This window comes from Thalassospira sp. CH_XMU1458, from assembly GCF_037027205.1.
GTDB lineage: Bacteria > Pseudomonadota > Alphaproteobacteria > Rhodospirillales > Thalassospiraceae > Thalassospira > Thalassospira tepidiphila.
In genome coordinates, this window is sequence record NZ_JAYMDW010000001.1 from 883,970 (window position 1) to 901,700 (window position 17,731).

The 17,731-nt window shown below is 57.0% G+C and carries 16 protein-coding genes; 2 read left to right on the forward strand and 14 right to left on the reverse strand.

The window, feature by feature from the left end; genetic code table 11:
* Positions 1-84: 84 nt before the first annotated feature.
* Positions 85-987: a cell division protein FtsX gene (locus WBY09_RS04000; RefSeq protein ID WP_336232056.1), complete on the reverse strand. Its 903-nt coding sequence runs from the start codon at positions 985-987 to the stop codon at positions 85-87.
* Between the two features lie 60 nt (positions 988-1,047).
* On the reverse strand, positions 1,048-1,725 hold the full coding sequence (ftsE, locus tag WBY09_RS04005) for a cell division ATP-binding protein FtsE (protein ID WP_008889155.1): 678 nt from the start codon (positions 1,723-1,725) through the stop codon (positions 1,048-1,050).
* A gap of 350 nt (positions 1,726-2,075) precedes the next feature.
* Between ftsE and WBY09_RS04010 the strand changes: the two genes are divergently transcribed.
* Positions 2,076-2,900, forward strand: a complete 825-nt coding sequence (locus WBY09_RS04010) for a DUF3426 domain-containing protein (RefSeq protein WP_083952689.1) — start codon at positions 2,076-2,078, stop codon at positions 2,898-2,900.
* A gap of 82 nt (positions 2,901-2,982) precedes the next feature.
* On the opposite strand, the gene WBY09_RS04015 is transcribed toward WBY09_RS04010, so the two are convergent.
* From WBY09_RS04015 to argH, 4 genes are all read right to left on the reverse strand, one after another.
* Positions 2,983-5,436 (reverse strand): DUF4175 domain-containing protein, encoded by a 2,454-nt coding sequence (locus WBY09_RS04015; RefSeq protein ID WP_336232057.1) that lies wholly within the window; start codon positions 5,434-5,436, stop codon positions 2,983-2,985.
* 187 nt (positions 5,437-5,623) lie between these two features.
* Positions 5,624-6,895 carry a diaminopimelate decarboxylase gene (gene lysA, locus WBY09_RS04020; protein WP_336232058.1) on the reverse strand — a complete coding sequence of 424 codons (1,272 nt, stop codon included), beginning with the start codon at positions 6,893-6,895 and terminating at the stop codon, positions 5,624-5,626.
* Entirely contained in the window at positions 6,892-7,038 is a 147-nt protein-coding gene (gene lptM / locus WBY09_RS04025) for an LPS translocon maturation chaperone LptM (RefSeq protein ID WP_336232059.1), read from the reverse strand. Before lptM ends, lysA begins: the two co-directional genes overlap by 4 nt.
* Positions 7,035-8,450 carry an argininosuccinate lyase gene (argH, locus tag WBY09_RS04030; protein WP_336232060.1) on the reverse strand — a complete coding sequence of 472 codons (1,416 nt, stop codon included), beginning with the start codon at positions 8,448-8,450 and terminating at the stop codon, positions 7,035-7,037. Before argH ends, lptM begins: the two co-directional genes overlap by 4 nt.
* Positions 8,451-8,481: 31 nt before the next feature.
* On the opposite strand from argH, the gene WBY09_RS04035 reads away from it, so the two are divergent.
* On the forward strand, positions 8,482-9,042 hold the full coding sequence (locus WBY09_RS04035) for a TlpA disulfide reductase family protein (RefSeq protein ID WP_286792868.1): 561 nt from the start codon (positions 8,482-8,484) through the stop codon (positions 9,040-9,042).
* 17 nt (positions 9,043-9,059) lie between these two features.
* Here WBY09_RS04035 and rbsK read toward each other — a convergent pair whose 3' ends face one another.
* The 8 genes from rbsK to WBY09_RS04075 form a co-directional block, all read right to left on the reverse strand.
* Positions 9,060-9,983, reverse strand: a complete 924-nt coding sequence (gene rbsK, locus WBY09_RS04040) for a ribokinase (protein ID WP_064779862.1) — start codon at positions 9,981-9,983, stop codon at positions 9,060-9,062.
* 149 nt (positions 9,984-10,132) lie between these two features.
* Positions 10,133-11,599 carry a xylulokinase gene (gene xylB, locus WBY09_RS04045; RefSeq protein WP_336232061.1) on the reverse strand — a complete coding sequence of 489 codons (1,467 nt, stop codon included), beginning with the start codon at positions 11,597-11,599 and terminating at the stop codon, positions 10,133-10,135.
* A 160-nt stretch (positions 11,600-11,759) separates the two neighbouring features.
* The gene (locus tag WBY09_RS04050) at positions 11,760-12,647 is read right to left on the reverse strand and encodes a 3-hydroxybutyryl-CoA dehydrogenase (protein ID WP_064779860.1); all 888 of its coding nucleotides are present in this window, start codon (positions 12,645-12,647) and stop codon (positions 11,760-11,762) included.
* Between the two features lie 68 nt (positions 12,648-12,715).
* Positions 12,716-13,651, reverse strand: a complete 936-nt coding sequence (locus tag WBY09_RS04055) for an electron transfer flavoprotein subunit alpha/FixB family protein (protein ID WP_336232062.1) — start codon at positions 13,649-13,651, stop codon at positions 12,716-12,718.
* 15 nt (positions 13,652-13,666) lie between these two features.
* Positions 13,667-14,416: an electron transfer flavoprotein subunit beta/FixA family protein gene (locus tag WBY09_RS04060; protein ID WP_008889166.1), complete on the reverse strand. Its 750-nt coding sequence runs from the start codon at positions 14,414-14,416 to the stop codon at positions 13,667-13,669.
* Positions 14,417-14,668: 252 nt separating this feature from the next.
* The gene (locus WBY09_RS04065) at positions 14,669-15,241 is read right to left on the reverse strand and encodes a cob(I)yrinic acid a,c-diamide adenosyltransferase (RefSeq protein WP_336232063.1); all 573 of its coding nucleotides are present in this window, start codon (positions 15,239-15,241) and stop codon (positions 14,669-14,671) included.
* Between the two features lie 46 nt (positions 15,242-15,287).
* Positions 15,288-15,482, reverse strand: a complete 195-nt coding sequence (locus WBY09_RS04070; RefSeq protein ID WP_008889168.1) for a twin transmembrane helix small protein — start codon at positions 15,480-15,482, stop codon at positions 15,288-15,290.
* 105 nt (positions 15,483-15,587) lie between these two features.
* A complete protein-coding gene (locus tag WBY09_RS04075; protein WP_336232064.1) occupies positions 15,588-17,534 on the reverse strand; it encodes a sigma 54-interacting transcriptional regulator in 1,947 nt (648 codons plus the stop codon).
* Positions 17,535-17,731 lie beyond the last annotated feature (197 nt).

Sequence of the window (17,731 nt, forward strand, 5' to 3'; positions counted from 1 at the left end):
TCTCCTCAAGGGGACAAAGAGGGCCAAGGCCATGATCCCAAAAGGGAAGTGGTAACAACCGACTATACGAAGACCGCGAGCGGGTTACAACATCCGGTGTAGGACACGAAGCACAGTTCGGTTGGCGGTGATGCCCGCCACCAATGCGACAATAAACGGAATGGCGACAATCAGACCAATAAAGGTCGGGCTGAGAACCAGTGATGGCACCGGCCAGCCCGCCCGCAATCCAAGCCAACCAATCAGGGCGGAAACCGGCAGCGCGATCAAAAGACCGATCAGTGCGCCAAAGAAGGCAAGGCGTCGATTATGGCGGCCGAACTGACTGGCGATATATCCATCCTGTGCGCCAATCAGATGCAGCAATTCAATGATGCGATGATGGATCGAAAGGCCTGATCTGGTGGCAAACACCACGGAGAGCATGGTCGCGCCAAACAGCACGACAATCAAAAGGGCCAATGCCAGTTCAACCGAAAAGGCGACATCGGCGATGCGTTCGATCCAGATGCGGTGATCATCAAGCACGGCCTCGGGCGCGATGACGCCAAGACGGCTTTCAAGCGCATCAAAGTTAAACCCGGTTTCAGGCGTGACTTCGATAATGCGCGGAATGGGCAGTTCGCTGATGACTTCGTCCGGACCCAGCCAGGGTTCAAGCAGGGCGGCCATGGTATCGGGGCTGAGTTCCTCGATCCGGGCGATGCCGGGCAGGGTGGAAATCTGTTCGATGATGCTGTCGACCGTGCCTTGCAGGGCGGCTTCACGTTCGGCGGGGGATCGGTTGGCAAGCTCGGTCGGGGGAACCTGGATCGACAGGCTGCCTTCGATCTGGCCGGACCATTGACCGACACTGTCATGCAGGGCGGCAAGCCCGACGATGGAAAAGGTCAGGAGCGCAACCATCAGGGCGACGATGCTCGGCAAAAAGCGCGAGGACGAATCGCTTTCAAGAGGGAGGTGCGATGGAGGTGCGCGAAATGCCATGATCGTGTGTTGGTCCTGTTGATCCCGTGTTTACGAAGCTTGGACTTGGTGTGTCGGATTTCAGCCGCTGTTGGTGACGTCGTGCAAGGTACCACCTTCGAGCAGCCATTGGGTATGGCCAAACCGCCGGACAAGTTGTCGGTTGTGGGTTGCGATCAGAACGGTGGTGCCGAGTTTGTTGAGCTCTTCAAACAGATAGAGCAACCGCATGGCGATTCGATCATCGACGTTCCCGGTCGGCTCATCGGCGAGAAGCAGGGCGGGGCGGCCAATGACGGCACGCGCGATGGCAACGCGCTGTTGCTGCCCGCCGGACAGTCGCGATGGCACTGCGTTGATGTGATCGCCAAGCCCGACCCATTCGAGAAGTTCGGTGACGTTTTTGCGAATCTGCAGGTCTTCGACACCGGCGACACGCAGCGGCAGGGCGACGTTTTCGAAGGTCGTCAGATGGTTGATCAGTCGGAAGTCCTGAAACACCACGCCGATCTTGCGGCGAATCGCCGGCAGTTCTTCGCGCGGGATGCGGATATTATCGCGTCCAAAGATCGAAATTTCGCCGCGTGTCTGGCGCAAGGCCAAAAATAAAAGTCGCATCAATGTCGACTTGCCCGCCCCCGATGCCCCGGTCAGGAAATGAAAACTGCCGCGACCGAGCGTAAAATTAAGGTCGCGCAGGATTTCCGGCCCGGATTCATACCGGACTCCGACATTCCTGAAACTGACAACGTCGGTCAAAATTCTTGCTCCATCTGGGCGAATGACGGTTGATACATCGGTGTTTATATCGGCTTTCGTCATGATCCGACAGGGTTGGAAAGTAGCCTTGTCGTGACAATATCGAAAATGAATTAACCGGTTTGGACGGTTTGTCGTCTATTTTGGATACCATTAACAGCCCGATCAGCCAGAGGTTTGATACCCAAATCCGGGCAGCTTCTGTTATCTCTGCTTAACAGTCTGTTAAATCGCCGCTATTTACATATAGTGTAAGGCTTCACTGACGGCACAGGGGGACCGTCAGTCGCAGACAGTTTCACGCCTTCCCCCGTGTTTGATGCCGCCGTCATCGATATGCCAGGTTTGCAATGATCATTACTTGCCCAGAGTGTTCAAAGAAATACTCAGTTAAAACAGAAGCAATCGGTCCGAAAGGCCGAACCGTGCGCTGTAAAAGCTGCGGCAATAGCTGGCATCAGGACCCGCCCGGCGCAAAGAAGCCAGCCCCGGCACCTGCACCGGAAAGTGATATTCCGGCCCCGTTCAATGAAGAGGGGTCGCTGGGTGCTGATTTCAATGCAGATCAGATGGGCGGTGGGCCGGTTGATCCGGGCTTTGAAGAAGCCGACAAGATCCCCGATCCGCCCCCGATTCCCCAGCAGCTGATTCGCAACAATCCAAAGCCGGAGCCCAAAAAGAAAAAGGGCATTGTCGGCTGGATCATCTTCCTGCTGGTGTTGGGCGGGATTGGTGCGGGCGGCTATTTCGCCAAGGATCAGATCATCGAACTGTGGCCGCCGATTGCCAAGGTTTATGACATGGTCGGGCTTGATGTGCCGCATGTCGGCGAAGGCCTTGATATCCGCGAATTGCCGCCGACCCGCGAAGAAGAGGACGGCGTTGACGTTCTTGTTGTTCGGGCCGAGATCGTCAATATCAGCGAAGAACCGCGTGCGCTTCCTTACCTTTTGATCGAGCTGCTTGATCCGCTTGATCGTGTGGTACAGCGCAAGAAGGTGCCGCTGATTTATGATGAATCTCTGGTTCAGTCCGGTGCGGAAATGCCAATGGTGCAACAGATGCTGCCGGTCGGCGAAAGCATGGAAGTCGAAACCAAGATCCGGCGTCCAAACCCGACGGCAACCCGATTGCAGGTCACTTTCCTTGACCCGCGCGAGGCGGTCGAGCCCTAAGCGGTTCGCGCAAACATTCTGATTATGAGAAAGGCAGCACAACGCGTGCTGCCTTTTTTGTTTTGGGGGGGCAGTGGCCTGGTCAGAACCGTTTGAGCAAGCGGTCGATATATTCCTGTTCGATTTCCGGGCGTTCGGGATCGCCGGACCGGCGGCGGAGTTCCTGCAAGATGCGCCAGGCCCGTTCAAGCGTGTTCACATCCGGGATGGTGGTGGTGCCATCGCCACCGACGGGCCGCCCCAGCGGATCGCGGCGCCCGGATCCTTCGAGGTCTTCGAGCATCGGGGCGAGCTGGCTGAGCCCTTCAAGTGCACGGCTGATTTCGCCAATGCCCTGTTGCAGGGCATCCATGGCCTGTCGCTGATATTGCAGGGCCTCGTGCGATCGGTTGTTGCCAAGCGCCTCTGCCGCGCCGTGCATGGCATCAATCACCGAATTCATGCCACTGACATCGCCAAACTGGCCAAGACCGGGATCGTTGAGGATTTCACCGGCATCGTCGGCAAGGCCCTGTTGCTGGTTTGCACGCGGACCATTGCCGTTCTGGGTGGATGCATTATCGCCTTCATTCATCAGGTCCTGCTGACGGCGCGACAGATCGCGCATGCCGTCCAGCATTTCACGCAGCGTCGATGTGATATCCATGCCGCCCTGACCGGTGGTGACCTGCATGTTTTCGACCAGTTCGCGCAGACGATCGATCAACTGGCGGGCCTGATCACGCGCACCTGCGCGCATCAAAGCATCGATCTGATCGATGATGCGTGACAGGTCCTGTTGTTCAAGTGTCGCACTGCCGGGCGGGAGTTCTTCTTCGGCCTGTTCGGGGCTTTCGCGCATCATGGCAGCAAGATATTCATTCAGCGCCTGACGATATTCTTCAATCAGGCGGGCAATTTCGCTTTCGGTGACATCGGGGTTGGCAAGGGCCTCCAGCAGGCGTTCCTCGGCCTCCATCAAATTACGCTCGGCAATGCCGTAGGAACCCCGTTCGATCTCCTCGGCGACATGCCACAGAAGGCCTGCGACATCCTGATGGGTGGCGCGGTTTTGCAGGTTGGACGCCAGCCTGCTTTCGGCGACCGAAAGGGTCAGGAACACACCGAGATGGCCGTTAAAGGCCTGCGGGGCGAACAGGATCGGCAACAGTGCCTGATGCATTTCAAGTGCGCGGTAGGGATAGCGCAGCAAACCACGCCGGATATCAATCAGCTTTTGCGCCACCGGATGGCTGAATTCCCGTTCGGGCAGCATCAGGGAGCGGATATCGCTCTCGCCGCGCTGATCGGCGTTATCGTTTGATACCATCTGGATATTGACCGGCAAACCCGCCCAGGGATGGGCGACAAGATCAATAAAGCGCGGGCCTTCGATGCGGGTCGGCATGGCGCCGGCGCTGCTTGTAACGCCAGCGGCGTCGCCCTTGAGATCAATTACCACCTGATCAATCGGGCCATATTGCTTGATGGTGCCTTCTTCGGCCGCAGGCGTGATCACCAGATCAAGACTGGCGAGGCCATAATCATCACTGGCGACGTAATCAAGGCGCACATGATCGCGTCGGGTGATGGTCGGCGGGCTGACGAAGGACAGGCTTGGCACATTATCGGCCAGCAATTCGATATCAAGGGTCAGGCGATCATTGCCCCAGACCGATATGCGCCACTGGCCGGGCTGATCAATGGCGGTGGAGAGCACATAGCTGTTCTCGGCACCCTCGGTAAAGGATTGCGTGCCGGTCGGCGTGGTCAGGGTCGGTTCCCAGATGCTTGTGATGCTGCCATCAAGGGTCGATCCCGCCGGGACCTGAACACGGATGACGTCACTGGTCTTGTCAGATGTCGTATTACCTGTGTTTTCGGATTGGCGGGCACCTGTGGCATCGGTATCGGACAGCGCACTGAACTGCAAGATGCGCGGTATTTGCCCGGTATAGGCCGGTGGGGTGACCCAAAGGGTGGCACTGAAGTCGGCGGCACCAAGGCGCTGAAGCGGGCTGAAGGCCTTTGAAAAGCGTTCCTCAGCATGGTCAAGGCCGGTCATCAGGCCGACAAACACCAGCAATACAGGAATGGCGGTCAGGCCAAAGCGGTCAACGCGGGTAATGGCGGGCAGGGGACGCGACAACCGGAGCTTTGCCAGTGCGGCTTCATGCAGGCCCAGTTGACGCTGCCAGAGGTAGCTGGTCAGTGGGTCGTCGGTTTCGGGGACGTGATCTTCAAGGCTTTGCAGCGGGTTGTTATCAAGCTGGTTGTCCACCTCGATCCGGTGCAGGACGTCCCGGCGCGTGGGCATTTTGAAATTGCGCCATGGCGCGACCACGGCAACCATGACCGCGACCGACAGGACGGACAGCAACATGATGTGCCCGGTGGCGGGGAGAAGTTCAAATGTTCCGGTCAGGGTCAGACCAACGACCAAGAGCCCGATCGAAAGGGCCGGGATCAGACAGGGCCAGACAGATTCCCACACCATCACCAAGCGCGTCTTGCGCACATGGCGTTCCATCTTGGGATAGGGTGGTATCAAGGACATGCCTTTGAGCCCTGCTTGCCGACATATTGCGCGTTGTATCCGGCATTCTGGCACAACCCGCTTCTTTAAAGCTTGGTCTTTTGGCGGGGCGGGTCAAGCAATTCGACGGGATTGGGCAAAATAAAAGGGCGGCTGACAAATGGCCAGCCGCCCCGAAAGCGTTAAAAACCGAAACGGAATGCCGGTCTTATGCGTTGCTGAGCCAGGAGGGTACCTGATCCATGTTGATCAGATCGTCAATTTCCTGACGCGGGCGGACGATGGCAAAGTTGTTGCCCTTAACCAACACTTCGGGTGTCAGCGCGCGGGTGTTGTAGGTTGAAGACATGACCGCGCCATAGGCCCCCGCCGACATGACGGCGACCAGATCGCCGGCCTTGAGATCATCGGGAAGGTCGCGGTCCTTGCCAAAGGTGTCACCGGTTTCGCAAACCGGGCCGACAACATCAACCTTGACCTGCTTGTCACCGTCAGTCTGTTCATCCACCGGGATGATTTCGTGATAGGCGCCATACAGCGTCGGGCGGATCAGGTCGTTCATCGCGGCATCAAGAATGACAAAGCGTTTGGCTTCGCCGTCTTTGATATACATGACGCGCGACACCATGATCCCGGCATTGCCGGCAATCAAACGACCCGGTTCCAGCGTGATGTGGCAGCCAAGATGGCCGACGGTTTCGCGCACCATCTGACCATAGGCATCGGGAAGCGGCGGCGTTTCGCCCTGATAGGCAATGCCAAGCCCGCCGCCGAGATCGAGATTGCGTATATCGATGCCCTCAGATCGCAGCTGTTCAACCAGCCCGGCCAGACGCGTAAACGCCTCGCGGAACGGGGCAAGGTCGGTCAACTGGGAGCCGATATGCATGGCGATCCCGGTGACCTCGATGCCATCCATGGCAGCGGCTTCGCGGTAAACCTCGATCGCGCGGGTCCAGTCGATGCCGAATTTGTTTTCGGCCTTGCCGGTCGCGATCTTTTCATGGGTTTTGGCATCGACATGCGGATTAACACGCAGCGCAATGCGCGCCTTCTTGCCCATGTCGATGGCAACACGGTTCAGCTCAACCAGTTCGGGGATGCTTTCGACATTGATCTGGGCAATGTCGGCGTCAAGGGCTTCGCGCATTTCGGCATCGGCCTTGCCAACCCCGGAAAAGATGATCTTGGCCGGGGGCATGCCCGCACGAAGCGCACGGCGCATTTCACCAACCGAAACAACGTCCGCACCCGCACCAAGATTGGCGAGTGTTTTCAGGACTGCCTGGTTGGAGTTTGCCTTAACGGCAAAGCACACGGTGGCATCAAGGCCGTCAAAGGCGTCGGCATAGACTTTGTAATGGCGTTCCAGGGTCGCAGTCGAATAGCAGAAGAACGGGGTTCCGACCTTGTCAGCCATTTCCCGGATCGCGACGCCTTCGGCGTAAAGTTCGCCGTTGATATATTCAAAATGGTTCATTGGGCCGGGTAATCCCTTGGATATTCATAACCTTTGTCGGTCGGCGGTTCGAGCGGGCCTTTTTTGCCACAGGCCGCAACTGAAAGCCCCAACATGATGGCCAGCGTGATGACGGTGCCGCGTTTCAACAGGCTGTTGTTCATTTCAGGAACCTTTCCTTTGCGGCCGCAACGGATTCCTTCACACGGACCGGGGCAGTGCCGCCAAAGCTTTGGCGGGCGGCAACCGATGCCTCGACCGTTAGTACATCATAAACCGCATTGGTGATTTTGGGTTCGATGCCTTGCAGGTCTTCAAGCGACAGCTGATCAAGATCGCAGCCCTTGGTTTCGGCGAGTTTCACGGTCGCGCCAACCACGTGATGGGCATCACGGAACGGCATGCCAAGTTCGGCAACCAGCCAGTCTGCAAGGTCGGTGGCGGTGGTGTAACCCGCACCGGCAGCCGCACGCATATTATCGGCAAACACCTTCATGTCGGCGATCATGCCGGTCATGGCGGCAACACACAGACCAAGATGGTCATGGGCCTGGAAAACCGGTTCCTTGTCTTCCTGCATGTCCTTGGAATAGGCCAGCGGAAGCCCCTTCATCGACAGCATCAAGCCGTTATAGCAACCGACAATGCGCCCGATCTTCGAGCGGATCAGTTCGGCCGCATCCGGGTTGCGTTTTTGCGGCATGATCGAAGAGCCGGTCGAGAATTTGTCAGACATGCCGATAAAGCGGAACTGGGCGGAGCACCAGATGACCATTTCTTCGGCCAGACGCGACAGATGCATGGCAGCAATCGATGCGGCATTAAGGTATTCAAGCGCAAAGTCACGATCCGATACCGCATCGAGTGAGTTCGCCGTCGGGCGATCAAAGCCAAGCGCACTTGCCGTCATGTGACGATCAATCGGATAGGGCGTACCGGCAAGGGCCGCAGAGCCCAGCGGGTTTTCGTTGATGCGTGTGCGGCAATCGGCAACGCGCCCGCGATCACGGCCAAACATTTCGACATAAGCCAGAAGATGATGACCAAAGGTGACCGGCTGGGCGGCCTGCAGGTGGGTGAAGCCCGGCATGATGGTCTCTGCGTGGGTTTCAGCCTGTGCGATCAGGGCTTCCTGAAGGCCTTTGAGGCCGACTTCAAGATCGGCAAGTGCAACGTCACGGACCCAGAGTTTGAAGTCGGTCGCGACCTGATCATTGCGTGAACGTGCAGTATGCAGGCGACCAGCCGCCGGGCCGATCAATTCGCGCAGGCGGCTTTCGACATTCATGTGGATGTCTTCAAGGGCGGCGGAGAATTTGAAAGCGCCGCTCTCGATTTCTTGAAGAATCTGGTCTAGACCGTTGGTGATCTTTTCGCCATCTTCAGCAGGAATGATGTTCTGCTTGACCAGCATGGCGCAGTGGGCCTTGGAGCCCTGAATGTCCTGGGCGTAAAGGCGCTTGTCAAAGCCGATGGAAGCGTTGATTTCTTCCATGATGGCTGACGGGCCCGCTTCGAAGCGGCCGCCCCAAAGGGAGTTTGCGTTTTTCTGGTCAGTGGCGTTTTGATCGGTCATCGTGATCCGCAGTCTTGGAAAGGTGGGTGTTGTGAAAGCATTGCTTCGTTACGTAAAACTTGGCGTGATTGTCGCCATCTCGGGCATTTATGCAACCCCTGCCTTTGCTGATACGCAATTCCCGCAAGAACTTTCAAAGATGGTTATGCCATCCGAAGGGGGTTCTTTGCCCGAAGATCTGGCGTTTGTCGATGAAAATGGCAACGAGGTCGCCTTTAACAGCCTGAAAGGACAGGTTGTTCTGGTCAATCTGTGGGCGACCTGGTGTGTGCCATGCGTCAAGGAAATGCCCGATCTGGATCGCCTGGCGGTCGAGATGGCCGATAAGCCGTTTCGTGTTCTGGCCCTTAGTCAGGACCGCGGCGGGGCGGATGCCGTCCGCGAATTCTTTGAAACCAATGGAATCGACAACCTTGATATCGTTCTGGATCCGCGTGGGGCGATTGCGCGTCAGATGGGGGCACGCGGCCTTCCGACCAGTTTTGTCTATGACGCCAAGGGTGATTTGCGCGGCAAGCTAGAAGGCATCGCGCGTTGGGATGCGCCAGAGGTCATTACTTATTTCGATCAGTTGATTGATCAGACGTCCTGAGCGCAAGTGACGCAGTCTTAGGCGTTGCCTTCGATCAGGGACAGAACATCAGCAAGGCGTGGTGCGGCCTCGGCTGCACCATTGTTGGTGGTGGAAAGCGCACCGGTGGCACAGGCAAAGCGCACGGCATCCTTGAGCGGCTGACCACCATGCAGGGCGACAGCCAACCCGGCATTGAAGCAATCGCCAGCGCCCACCGTATCAACCGTGTTGACCACAAAGCCCGGAACCATGCCGGTTTGCCCGCCCGATGAATAGAACGCACCATCACCGCCCATTTTGATGATGACGGTTTCCGGGCCCATGTCATGCAGCTTGATGCTGGCGCTACTTGCGGTGGCCTCATCGACCGGATCAATACCGGTGAGGGCCAAGCATTCGCTTTGGTTAGGGGTGACGATGTGGGTCAGGGCCAGCAGGTCGCGCATGACGACCAGATCGGCGACCGGGGCCGGGTCAAGAATGACCTTTGCATTGCCTTCGCGGGCATATTTGATCGCGCAGTCAATGGCTACCACCGGACATTCCAGCTGCAACAGCAGATAGTCGCAGTTGCGCAGGAGTTCCTGTTTTTCATGCAGGTCGTTTCGGGTCATGGTCATGTTGGCGCCACCCACGACCGTGATCATGTTTTCGCCCGCCTCATCGATCGAGATCAGGGCAATGCCGGTTTGTGCTTCGTCGGCGACGATCAGGTTGGTGGTATCCAACCCCTCGGTCGCAAGGGTTTCGATCAGTTGTTTGCCCAGCATGTCATCGCCAAGTTTGGAGATGAAGACAGGGGAAACACCAAGTCTGGCGACGGCAAGTGCCTGATTGCATCCTTTGCCGCCCGGTCCGGTCTTGTAAGCCCGGGAGGAAACCGTTTGTCCTCGAACAGGAAGCTTCGCCACACGGGCCGCAAAATCAAAGTTCGAGCTTCCAACAACTGCAATCGTCATAATCGTCCGCGTTTATAAATGAATTCCACTAAGTTAATGTTGTTCTCAGATCAGGGGTTTAAAGGGCGATGTCGCCAAAATCTATCGAGATCATCAAAATGTTATGGATCGACGCAACAGCCGGTCTGTCTGATCAGGCGATCAGACGGTCAGTCAGGGGTGAATTCGTCTGACAATGCAGCGTAAATGCGCTGGAATTTGGCAAAGCGCGGCTGGTAGGCATCATGGCGGGTTAGATCAGGTTCAATCACTTCTTCGATTGCGGGTTTGACGCAAACGTCGGCAACCGGTTCTTTGGTCAGGGCCAGACGGGCCAGTCGGGCGGCACCAAAGGCGGGGCCCTTGGTTGCGCCTTCATAGCGGGCAAGTGGCTTGCCAAGGATGTCGGCAATCATCTTGATCCAGTAGCGACTGCGGGCACCGCCGCCGATCACGCCGGGCAGGTCGCACTGGGTTCCGGCCTTGTGCAGACGGGACTTGGCATCGCGGAGTGCAAAGCCAACCCCTTCGAGTACCGACTGAACCATGGTTTCGCGGTCGGTGTCGCTGCCCAGACCAAAGAACACGCCACGGGCATGCGGATTGTTGTGCGGGGTGCGTTCCCCGTTGAGGTAGGGCAGGAACAGGATATCAGATGGGGCGTCGTGTTGGGCCTCTACCCGGTTAAGCAATGCGGTAATGTCGGCCTCGCCCAGAAGGTCAGCCGCCCATTTCAGGCAACTTGCCCCGTTAAGCAAAACCGCCATCTGGAACCAGTGGTTCGGGATGGCGTGGGCAAAGCTGTGTAGCAGTTCTTCGGGCTTGGGACGGTATTTGTCCGAGGCGACAAAGATCTGCGACGAGGTGCCGAGCGAAATGAAGCCATCGCCATGGGAAACCGCCCCGACCCCGATGCCACCGGTCGCCGCATCACCGCCACCCCCGGCAATGATGACGTCGCCCCGCATGCTCCAACGGTCGGCTAGTGTCGCGCGCAGCGTACCTGTGATGTCCGATCCTTCGACCAGATGTGGCAGTTGATCGCGGGTCAAACCACAGGCTTCGATCGCACTTTGGTTCCAGCTTCGGCTTTGTTCATCAAGCCAAAGCGTACCCGCCGCATCCGACATTTCGGTGGCCTTGTCGCCTGAGAGGCAAAAGCGGATGTAATCCTTGGGCAGCAGGATGGTTTTGATTTTGGCAAAAACATCCGGTTCGTGTTTTTGTAGCCAGATCAGTTTGGGTGCGGTCATGCCCGACATGGTGGCGACACCCGCGCGCTGGCCCAGATCGGGCAGGGCGGCATCAAGTTCGGCGCATTCGCGGGTTGCGCGACCATCATTCCACAGGATCGCCGGGCGAAGTGGCTTGTCATCCGCACCCAGCAATGTCGCGCCATGCATCTGACCCGACAGGCCAATTGCGCGGGTTGCGGCGATTGCCGACGGGTTTTGGCGGTGCAAGTCATCGATGGCGCGCAGGGTTGCGTCCCACCAGTCGGTGGGGTTTTGTTCGCTCCAGAACGGTTTGGGGCTGGACACGCGTAAAGGGACATCAGCCTCGGCAAGGGTGACCGAGTTTTCGTCAATCAGTAGTGCCTTGACTGCCGATGTGCCGACATCAATTCCGAGATACATGTTCGGACGGCCTCCAGAACCGTTTGATTTTTCCCGACATCATGATTGCGCGGGTTAGAGCAAGGTCTATTCCAGATGGTTGAAGCACGGAATGCAACAAAAAAAGCCGCTGCGGGGCAGCGGCTTTGATGTCGTAGCGCCAGTCCTGGCGTGCAACCGCTTAGCGGGTCGGGGTCGGTTCGTCGCCGCTATAGTCATAGAAGCCACGGCCAGCCTTGCGGCCAAGCCATCCGGCTTCGACATATTTGACCAGAAGCGGGCACGGGCGATACTTGGTATCGGCCAGACCATCATGCAGGACATGCATGATCGACAGGCAGGTATCGAGACCAATAAAGTCTGCCAGTTGCAGCGGGCCCATCGGATGGTTCGCACCCAGGCGCATCGCGGTATCGATGGACTCGACATTCCCCACGCCTTCGTAAAGGGTGTAGATCGCCTCGTTGATCATCGGAAGCAGGATGCGGTTGACGATAAAGGCCGGGAAGTCTTCGGCGCTTGCCGTGTCCTTGCCGAGCTTTTTGGTCAGTTCATGAATGGTGCGATAGGTGGTTTCGTCCGTGGCAATACCACGGATCAGTTCCACCAGTTTCATCAGCGGCACCGGGTTCATGAAGTGCATGCCCATGAACTTCGCCGGGCGGTCGGTATAGGACGCCAGACGGGTGACCGAAATCGAAGAGGTGTTGGTCGCGATGATCGCTTCCGGGCCGAGCACCGGGCACAGAGCCTTGAAGATCTGTTTCTTGATCTCTTCGTTCTCGGTGGCCGCTTCGATGACCAGGTCACAGTCAGACAGGAAGGTATATTCCGTTCCGGTTGAGATCAGTTTCAGTGCCGCATCTTTTTGCGCTGCGGTAATGATCTCTTTTTTGACCTGACGGTCCATGTTCTTTTCCATCACGCCGATGGCCTTATCAAGGGCATCTTGCGAGATGTCGAGAATTCGGACGTCGTAACCGGCCAGTGCGATCACATGTGCAATACCATTGCCCATCTGACCGGCGCCGATTACGCCAATGGTTTTGATATCTTCCAACGAAGCCATTTGTTCCCCACTCGTCCCCAAGGGTCAAAACAAGAGTATGCGTTGTCTTGACCCTAAAGGGGATCAGATTATTTGTCGAGTTCGCTCGCCAGAGCGGGAAGGGCCTCGAACAGGTCACCGACAAGTCCGTAATCCGCTACCGAGAAGATCGGCGCTTCTTCGTCCTTGTTGATCGCGACAATGACCTTACTGTCCTTCATGCCGGCAAGGTGCTGAATAGCACCCGAAATGCCTACAGCAATGTATAGCTGCGGTGCAACAACTTTGCCGGTCTGGCCGACCTGCCAGTCGTTGGGGGCATAGCCCGCATCAACCGCCGCGCGAGAAGCGCCAATCGCAGCGCCGAGTTTGTCGGCAATCGGTTCGATCAGGTGGAAGTTTTCACCCGAACCCATGCCACGACCGCCAGAGATGACGATGCTTGCAGCGGTGAGTTCCGGACGTTCCGACTCGGTCAGTTCCTGACCAACGAAGGTCGACTTGCCTGCATCAGATGCAACAGCAACGTCTTCGATGGATGCAGAACCGCCTTCGGCGGCGACCGGATCAAAGCCGGTGGTCCGGACAGTGATCAGCTTGAGGCTGTCGGCCGACTGCACGGTTGCCATGGCGTTACCGGCATAGATCGGACGGACAAACGTATCGGCATCGACAACATCGGTGATGTCGGAAATCTGGGCGACGTCTTTTTTGGCAGCAACGCGCGGCATGAAGTTTTTGCCCGACGAAGAAGCCGAGGTGAGAATGTGGCTGTAATCGCCCGCCAGTTCACCAACCAGACCCGCCATGTTTTCGGCAAGGAAGTGGCCATAGGCTGCGTTGTCTGCGAGGAGAACCTTGGAGACACCTTCGACCTTGGCAGCGGCTTCGGCAACGGCCTTGCAGCCCTCGCCAGCCACGAGAACGGTGATGTCGCCACCGATTTTCTGAGCAGCAGCAACGGTGTTAAGCGTGCCACCCTTCAGTTCGGTATTGTCGTGTTCGGCAATAACAAGAATGCTCATTTGATTGATCCCCGCTTAGATTACTTTTGCTTCGTTGCGGAGCTTGTCGACAAGCTCTGCGACGTCGGCAACTTTGACACCTGCCTGACGTGCTTCCGGTTCGGAAACTTTCAGGGTTTTCAGGCGCGGCGCGGTATCAACACCAAGGTCGGCCGGGCTCAGGGTATCGAGCGGCTTTTTCTTGGCTTTCATGATGTTCGGCAGCGACGCATAACGCGGCTCGTTGAGGCGCAGGTCGGTGGTAACGATTGCCGGAAGATCAATCTTGATGGTTTCAAGACCACCGTCGATTTCACGCGTGACATCAAGCTTGCCGTCAGCAACGACAACCTTGGACGCGAAGGTGCCCTGCGGCCAATCCAGCAGCGCGGCCAGCATCTGACCGGTCTGGTTGGCATCATCGTCAATTGCCTGTTTGCCGAGGATCACGAGATCCGGGCTTTCCTTGGCAACGACTTCTTTCAGAAGCTTTGCAACAGCCAGCGGCTGGAGTTCGTCCTCGGTTTCAACCAGAATGCCGCGATCGGCACCCATGGCGAGGGCCGTGCGCAGGGTTTCCTGGCACTGTTTAACGCCGAGCGACACAGCAACCACTTCGGTGGCGGTGCCCGCTTCCTTGAGGCGGATGGCCTCTTCAACGGCGATTTCGTCAAACGGGTTCATGGACATCTTAACGTTGTTCAACTCAACGCCAGACTGGTCCTGTTTGACACGGATCTTGACGTTGTAATCCACAACGCGCTTAACGGCGACAAGAACCTTCATGACAGACCTGTTCGTTTTTGTTGTCGAAACTGCGGGTTTGCTCCCTGCCAAGGCAGTTTGCGTTGGCCCGCATGGTAATGTTTTCCCCGCGACGCACAATAGGTAGTGCTACGCAGGTTGTCAATTTACGTAAAGGTGTTGACGTTAACGACAACTACTTCACGAAAATCTTGATGCCCTTCGCCGTCTTGATACGGCAAAAATCCGCAAGGGAACAAGGATTTTGTCCGATAATCTTGTTATCACGTCAGTTTATCGGGTCAGCCCAGGCTTCCAGAGAACATCATCCTTGCCGCCATTATTGGCGTGGCGGGCCAGAACAAACATGTGGTCTGATAGTCGGTTGATATAGCGCACGGCCTCGGGATTGATCGTCTCGATCCCGGCCAGCTCGACAATAAGGCGCTCCGCCCGGCGCGAAACGGTGCGCGCGACATGCAGTTGTGCCGAAAGCGCACTGCCGCCAGGCAGGACGAATGATTTCAGCGGATCAAGGGCTTCGTTGATCTGATCGATCTCGGCCTCAAGCCGTTCGGTTTGCTTGGCGGTAATGCGAAGGGCTGGCCGTTCGGGGTTATCGTCGCTGCCATCGCCCGGTGTGCACAGATCAGCCCCCAGATCAAATAGATCATTCTGGATTCGGGCCAGTATTTCATCAATGTTGCCGTCCGCATGCAGGCGGGCGACACCAATCACGGCATTGGTTTCATCAACGGTGCCATAGGCCTCCACGCGCACATCATTTTTGGCAACGCGCGTGCCATTGCCAAGGGCGGTTTTGCCCTTGTCACCGGATTTTGTATAGATACGAGTCAGTTGAACCATGTGCCGTCCGTAATCTTGGTTTGTGTGTTCAAGGCGTATGCCTGGCTTAGGAACCGACCGCCATCAGCGACAGGATGAAAAGCAGCAACAGGGCCAGGCCCTGCAAAAGGACGCGCATTTGCATCAGTTTGTTTTGTTTGCGTGCATCCTTGCCACGTGCCATCGAAACGATGCCCATGATCAGGACCCCGGCGACAGCTGCCATCGCAAGCAAAACACCAATCTGTAAAAAACCAGCCATTCCTGTTTCTTCCCTGTTTCTGCCTGCTGACTTATACCGCGTCCGGCGGTGACATGCTGCGCCAAACGGACGCAACAGGCAACCAGACGATGGCAATTTTGGCAATTAGTCGATGGTTTCGTTTGCCGCAAAGCTGCGACGGTCGATTTTGAATTTCTTGATACGCGAGGCCAGCGTGGTTGGTTTGATATCGAGAAGGGCCGCCGCACCATTTTCACCAAACACCTTGCCCTTGGTCATGGTGAGCGCATGGATGATGTTGTCATATTCGGTCTGGCGCAGCTCACCCCGGGTCAGAACCGTTTTTTCCGGTTTGCTGTCGGGCTCTGTCGCCGGCGCTGCTAATTTGCGGCTGTCGCGCCCGCCCTGTTCGGGCAAATCAAAATGCAGCTTGCCATCATGGGCCAGGATCGCAGCCCGTTCGATGACATTTTCCAGTTCGCGGGCATTCCCCGGCCAGCCATAGTTTTGCAGGGTGCGGACCTGCCCCTTGGTGAGTGTTGGCTGGGCGATATTCAGGCGCTGACAGATATTGCGCAGGAAGTGCGATGCCAGCGGCGGGATATCGTCGGGCCGTTCGCGGAGTGGTCGGCATTCGATGGGGAAAACGTTGAGGCGGAAATACAGGTCTTCACGGAAACGTCCCTGACGGACTTCTTCCTTTAGGTCGCGGTTGGTCGCGGCAATCAGACGGACATTGACCTCGCGGGTGCGTTCTTCGCCGATGCGTTCGAACTTCTGGTCCTGCAAAACGCGCAGCAACTTGCCCTGAAGTTCCAGCGGGATTTCCCCGACTTCATCGAGAAACAGCGTGCCACCATCGGCCAGTTCAAAGCGCCCGACACGATCACGCACAGCACCGGTAAAGGCGCCACGGACATGGCCGAAAAACTCGCTTTCAAACAGTTCGTGCGGGATTGCGGCACAGTTCACACGCACCAGAACGCGATCAGACCGCGCGCTGGCCTGATGGATGGCGCGCGCAATAAGTTCCTTGCCGGTCCCTGACTCGCCGGTGATCAGAACGTTGGCATCGGTGGGGGCAACAAGGTCGATCTGTTTGAGTGCACCCTGAATGGCATCGGATTGGCCGATGATTTCGTGGTGGTTGTTGGTTGAAAGGATTTCTTCCTGCAGATAGGCGTTTTCAAGCTCCAGCCGTTCACGCAGGCGATCAACCTCGGCAAGGGCGGCGTGCAGCTTTTCCTCGGCGATTTTACGTTCGGTGATGTCACGAAAAACAATCACCGCCCCGATCACCAGCCCATGGTCGCGGATCGGGGTCGAGGTATATTCCACCCGGATCGGTTTACCGTCGCTGCGCCAAAAGACCTCGTCATCAACCCGCCTGACGATGCCTTCGCGAAAGGCGTTGTAAATCGGGCATTGTTCGGCGTGATACGGGTCGCCATTGACGTGGGAATGGTGGATAATCGAATGGATTTCGCGGCCAACCAGTTCCTCGGCCGTCCAGCCCAGCATGCGTTCGGCCGCCGGATTGACGAATGTCGTGATGCCGTCGCTGTTGACCCCGTAAATGCCTTCGCCAGCGGCACCCAGGATCAGCTGGTTTTCGCGCTCAATCTCGCGGAAAAACCGTTCGGCACGGCGCCATTCGGCGATGCCTTCGCGTAAGTAATCATCGGCTTCCGAGTCCACATCTCGGCGATGGCGGGCATCAAGATCGGAAATCGTGACGGTCAGGTATTCTTCGCCGTCCAGGATCAGCGGCCGGGCTTCGTGCTCGAGTTTCAGTTCGGTGCCGTCGGGGCGGGTCAGGTCCAGTCCGCGGGTCCAGGCAAAACCGTGATAAAAGGCGGCCTCGCTAAACACGACCAGACTGGGCACCTGACCTTTGTGCAGCGCACTCATAGAGGTCGCCAGAAGCTCTTCAATGCTCCGCCCCAGCAGGTTCGCAGCGGCCTGATTGGCAAAGACAATCCGGTCCGTTTTGGGGTGAATCAGCAAAGTTGGATGGGTGTGGGCGAGCAATGCCTGCAAGCGCAGGTTTTCAATCATCACCGGTAGGGGATTGATTTCACTGATCCTCATCACATACTCCTACGAAATATCGTAATATTTACTACGATATTTCGTGAATTACGATTTTTCGTATGTGGTTAGCGTCTCACTCAAAGCCGCAAGAGTCCAGCGTTTTCAACGAAAAATGACGCATTGCACAAAATGGCACGCCCGTTGCTGTGGGGACTGTGAACATCTGGTGCTGCCTTTCTGGCGGCGTAACAACA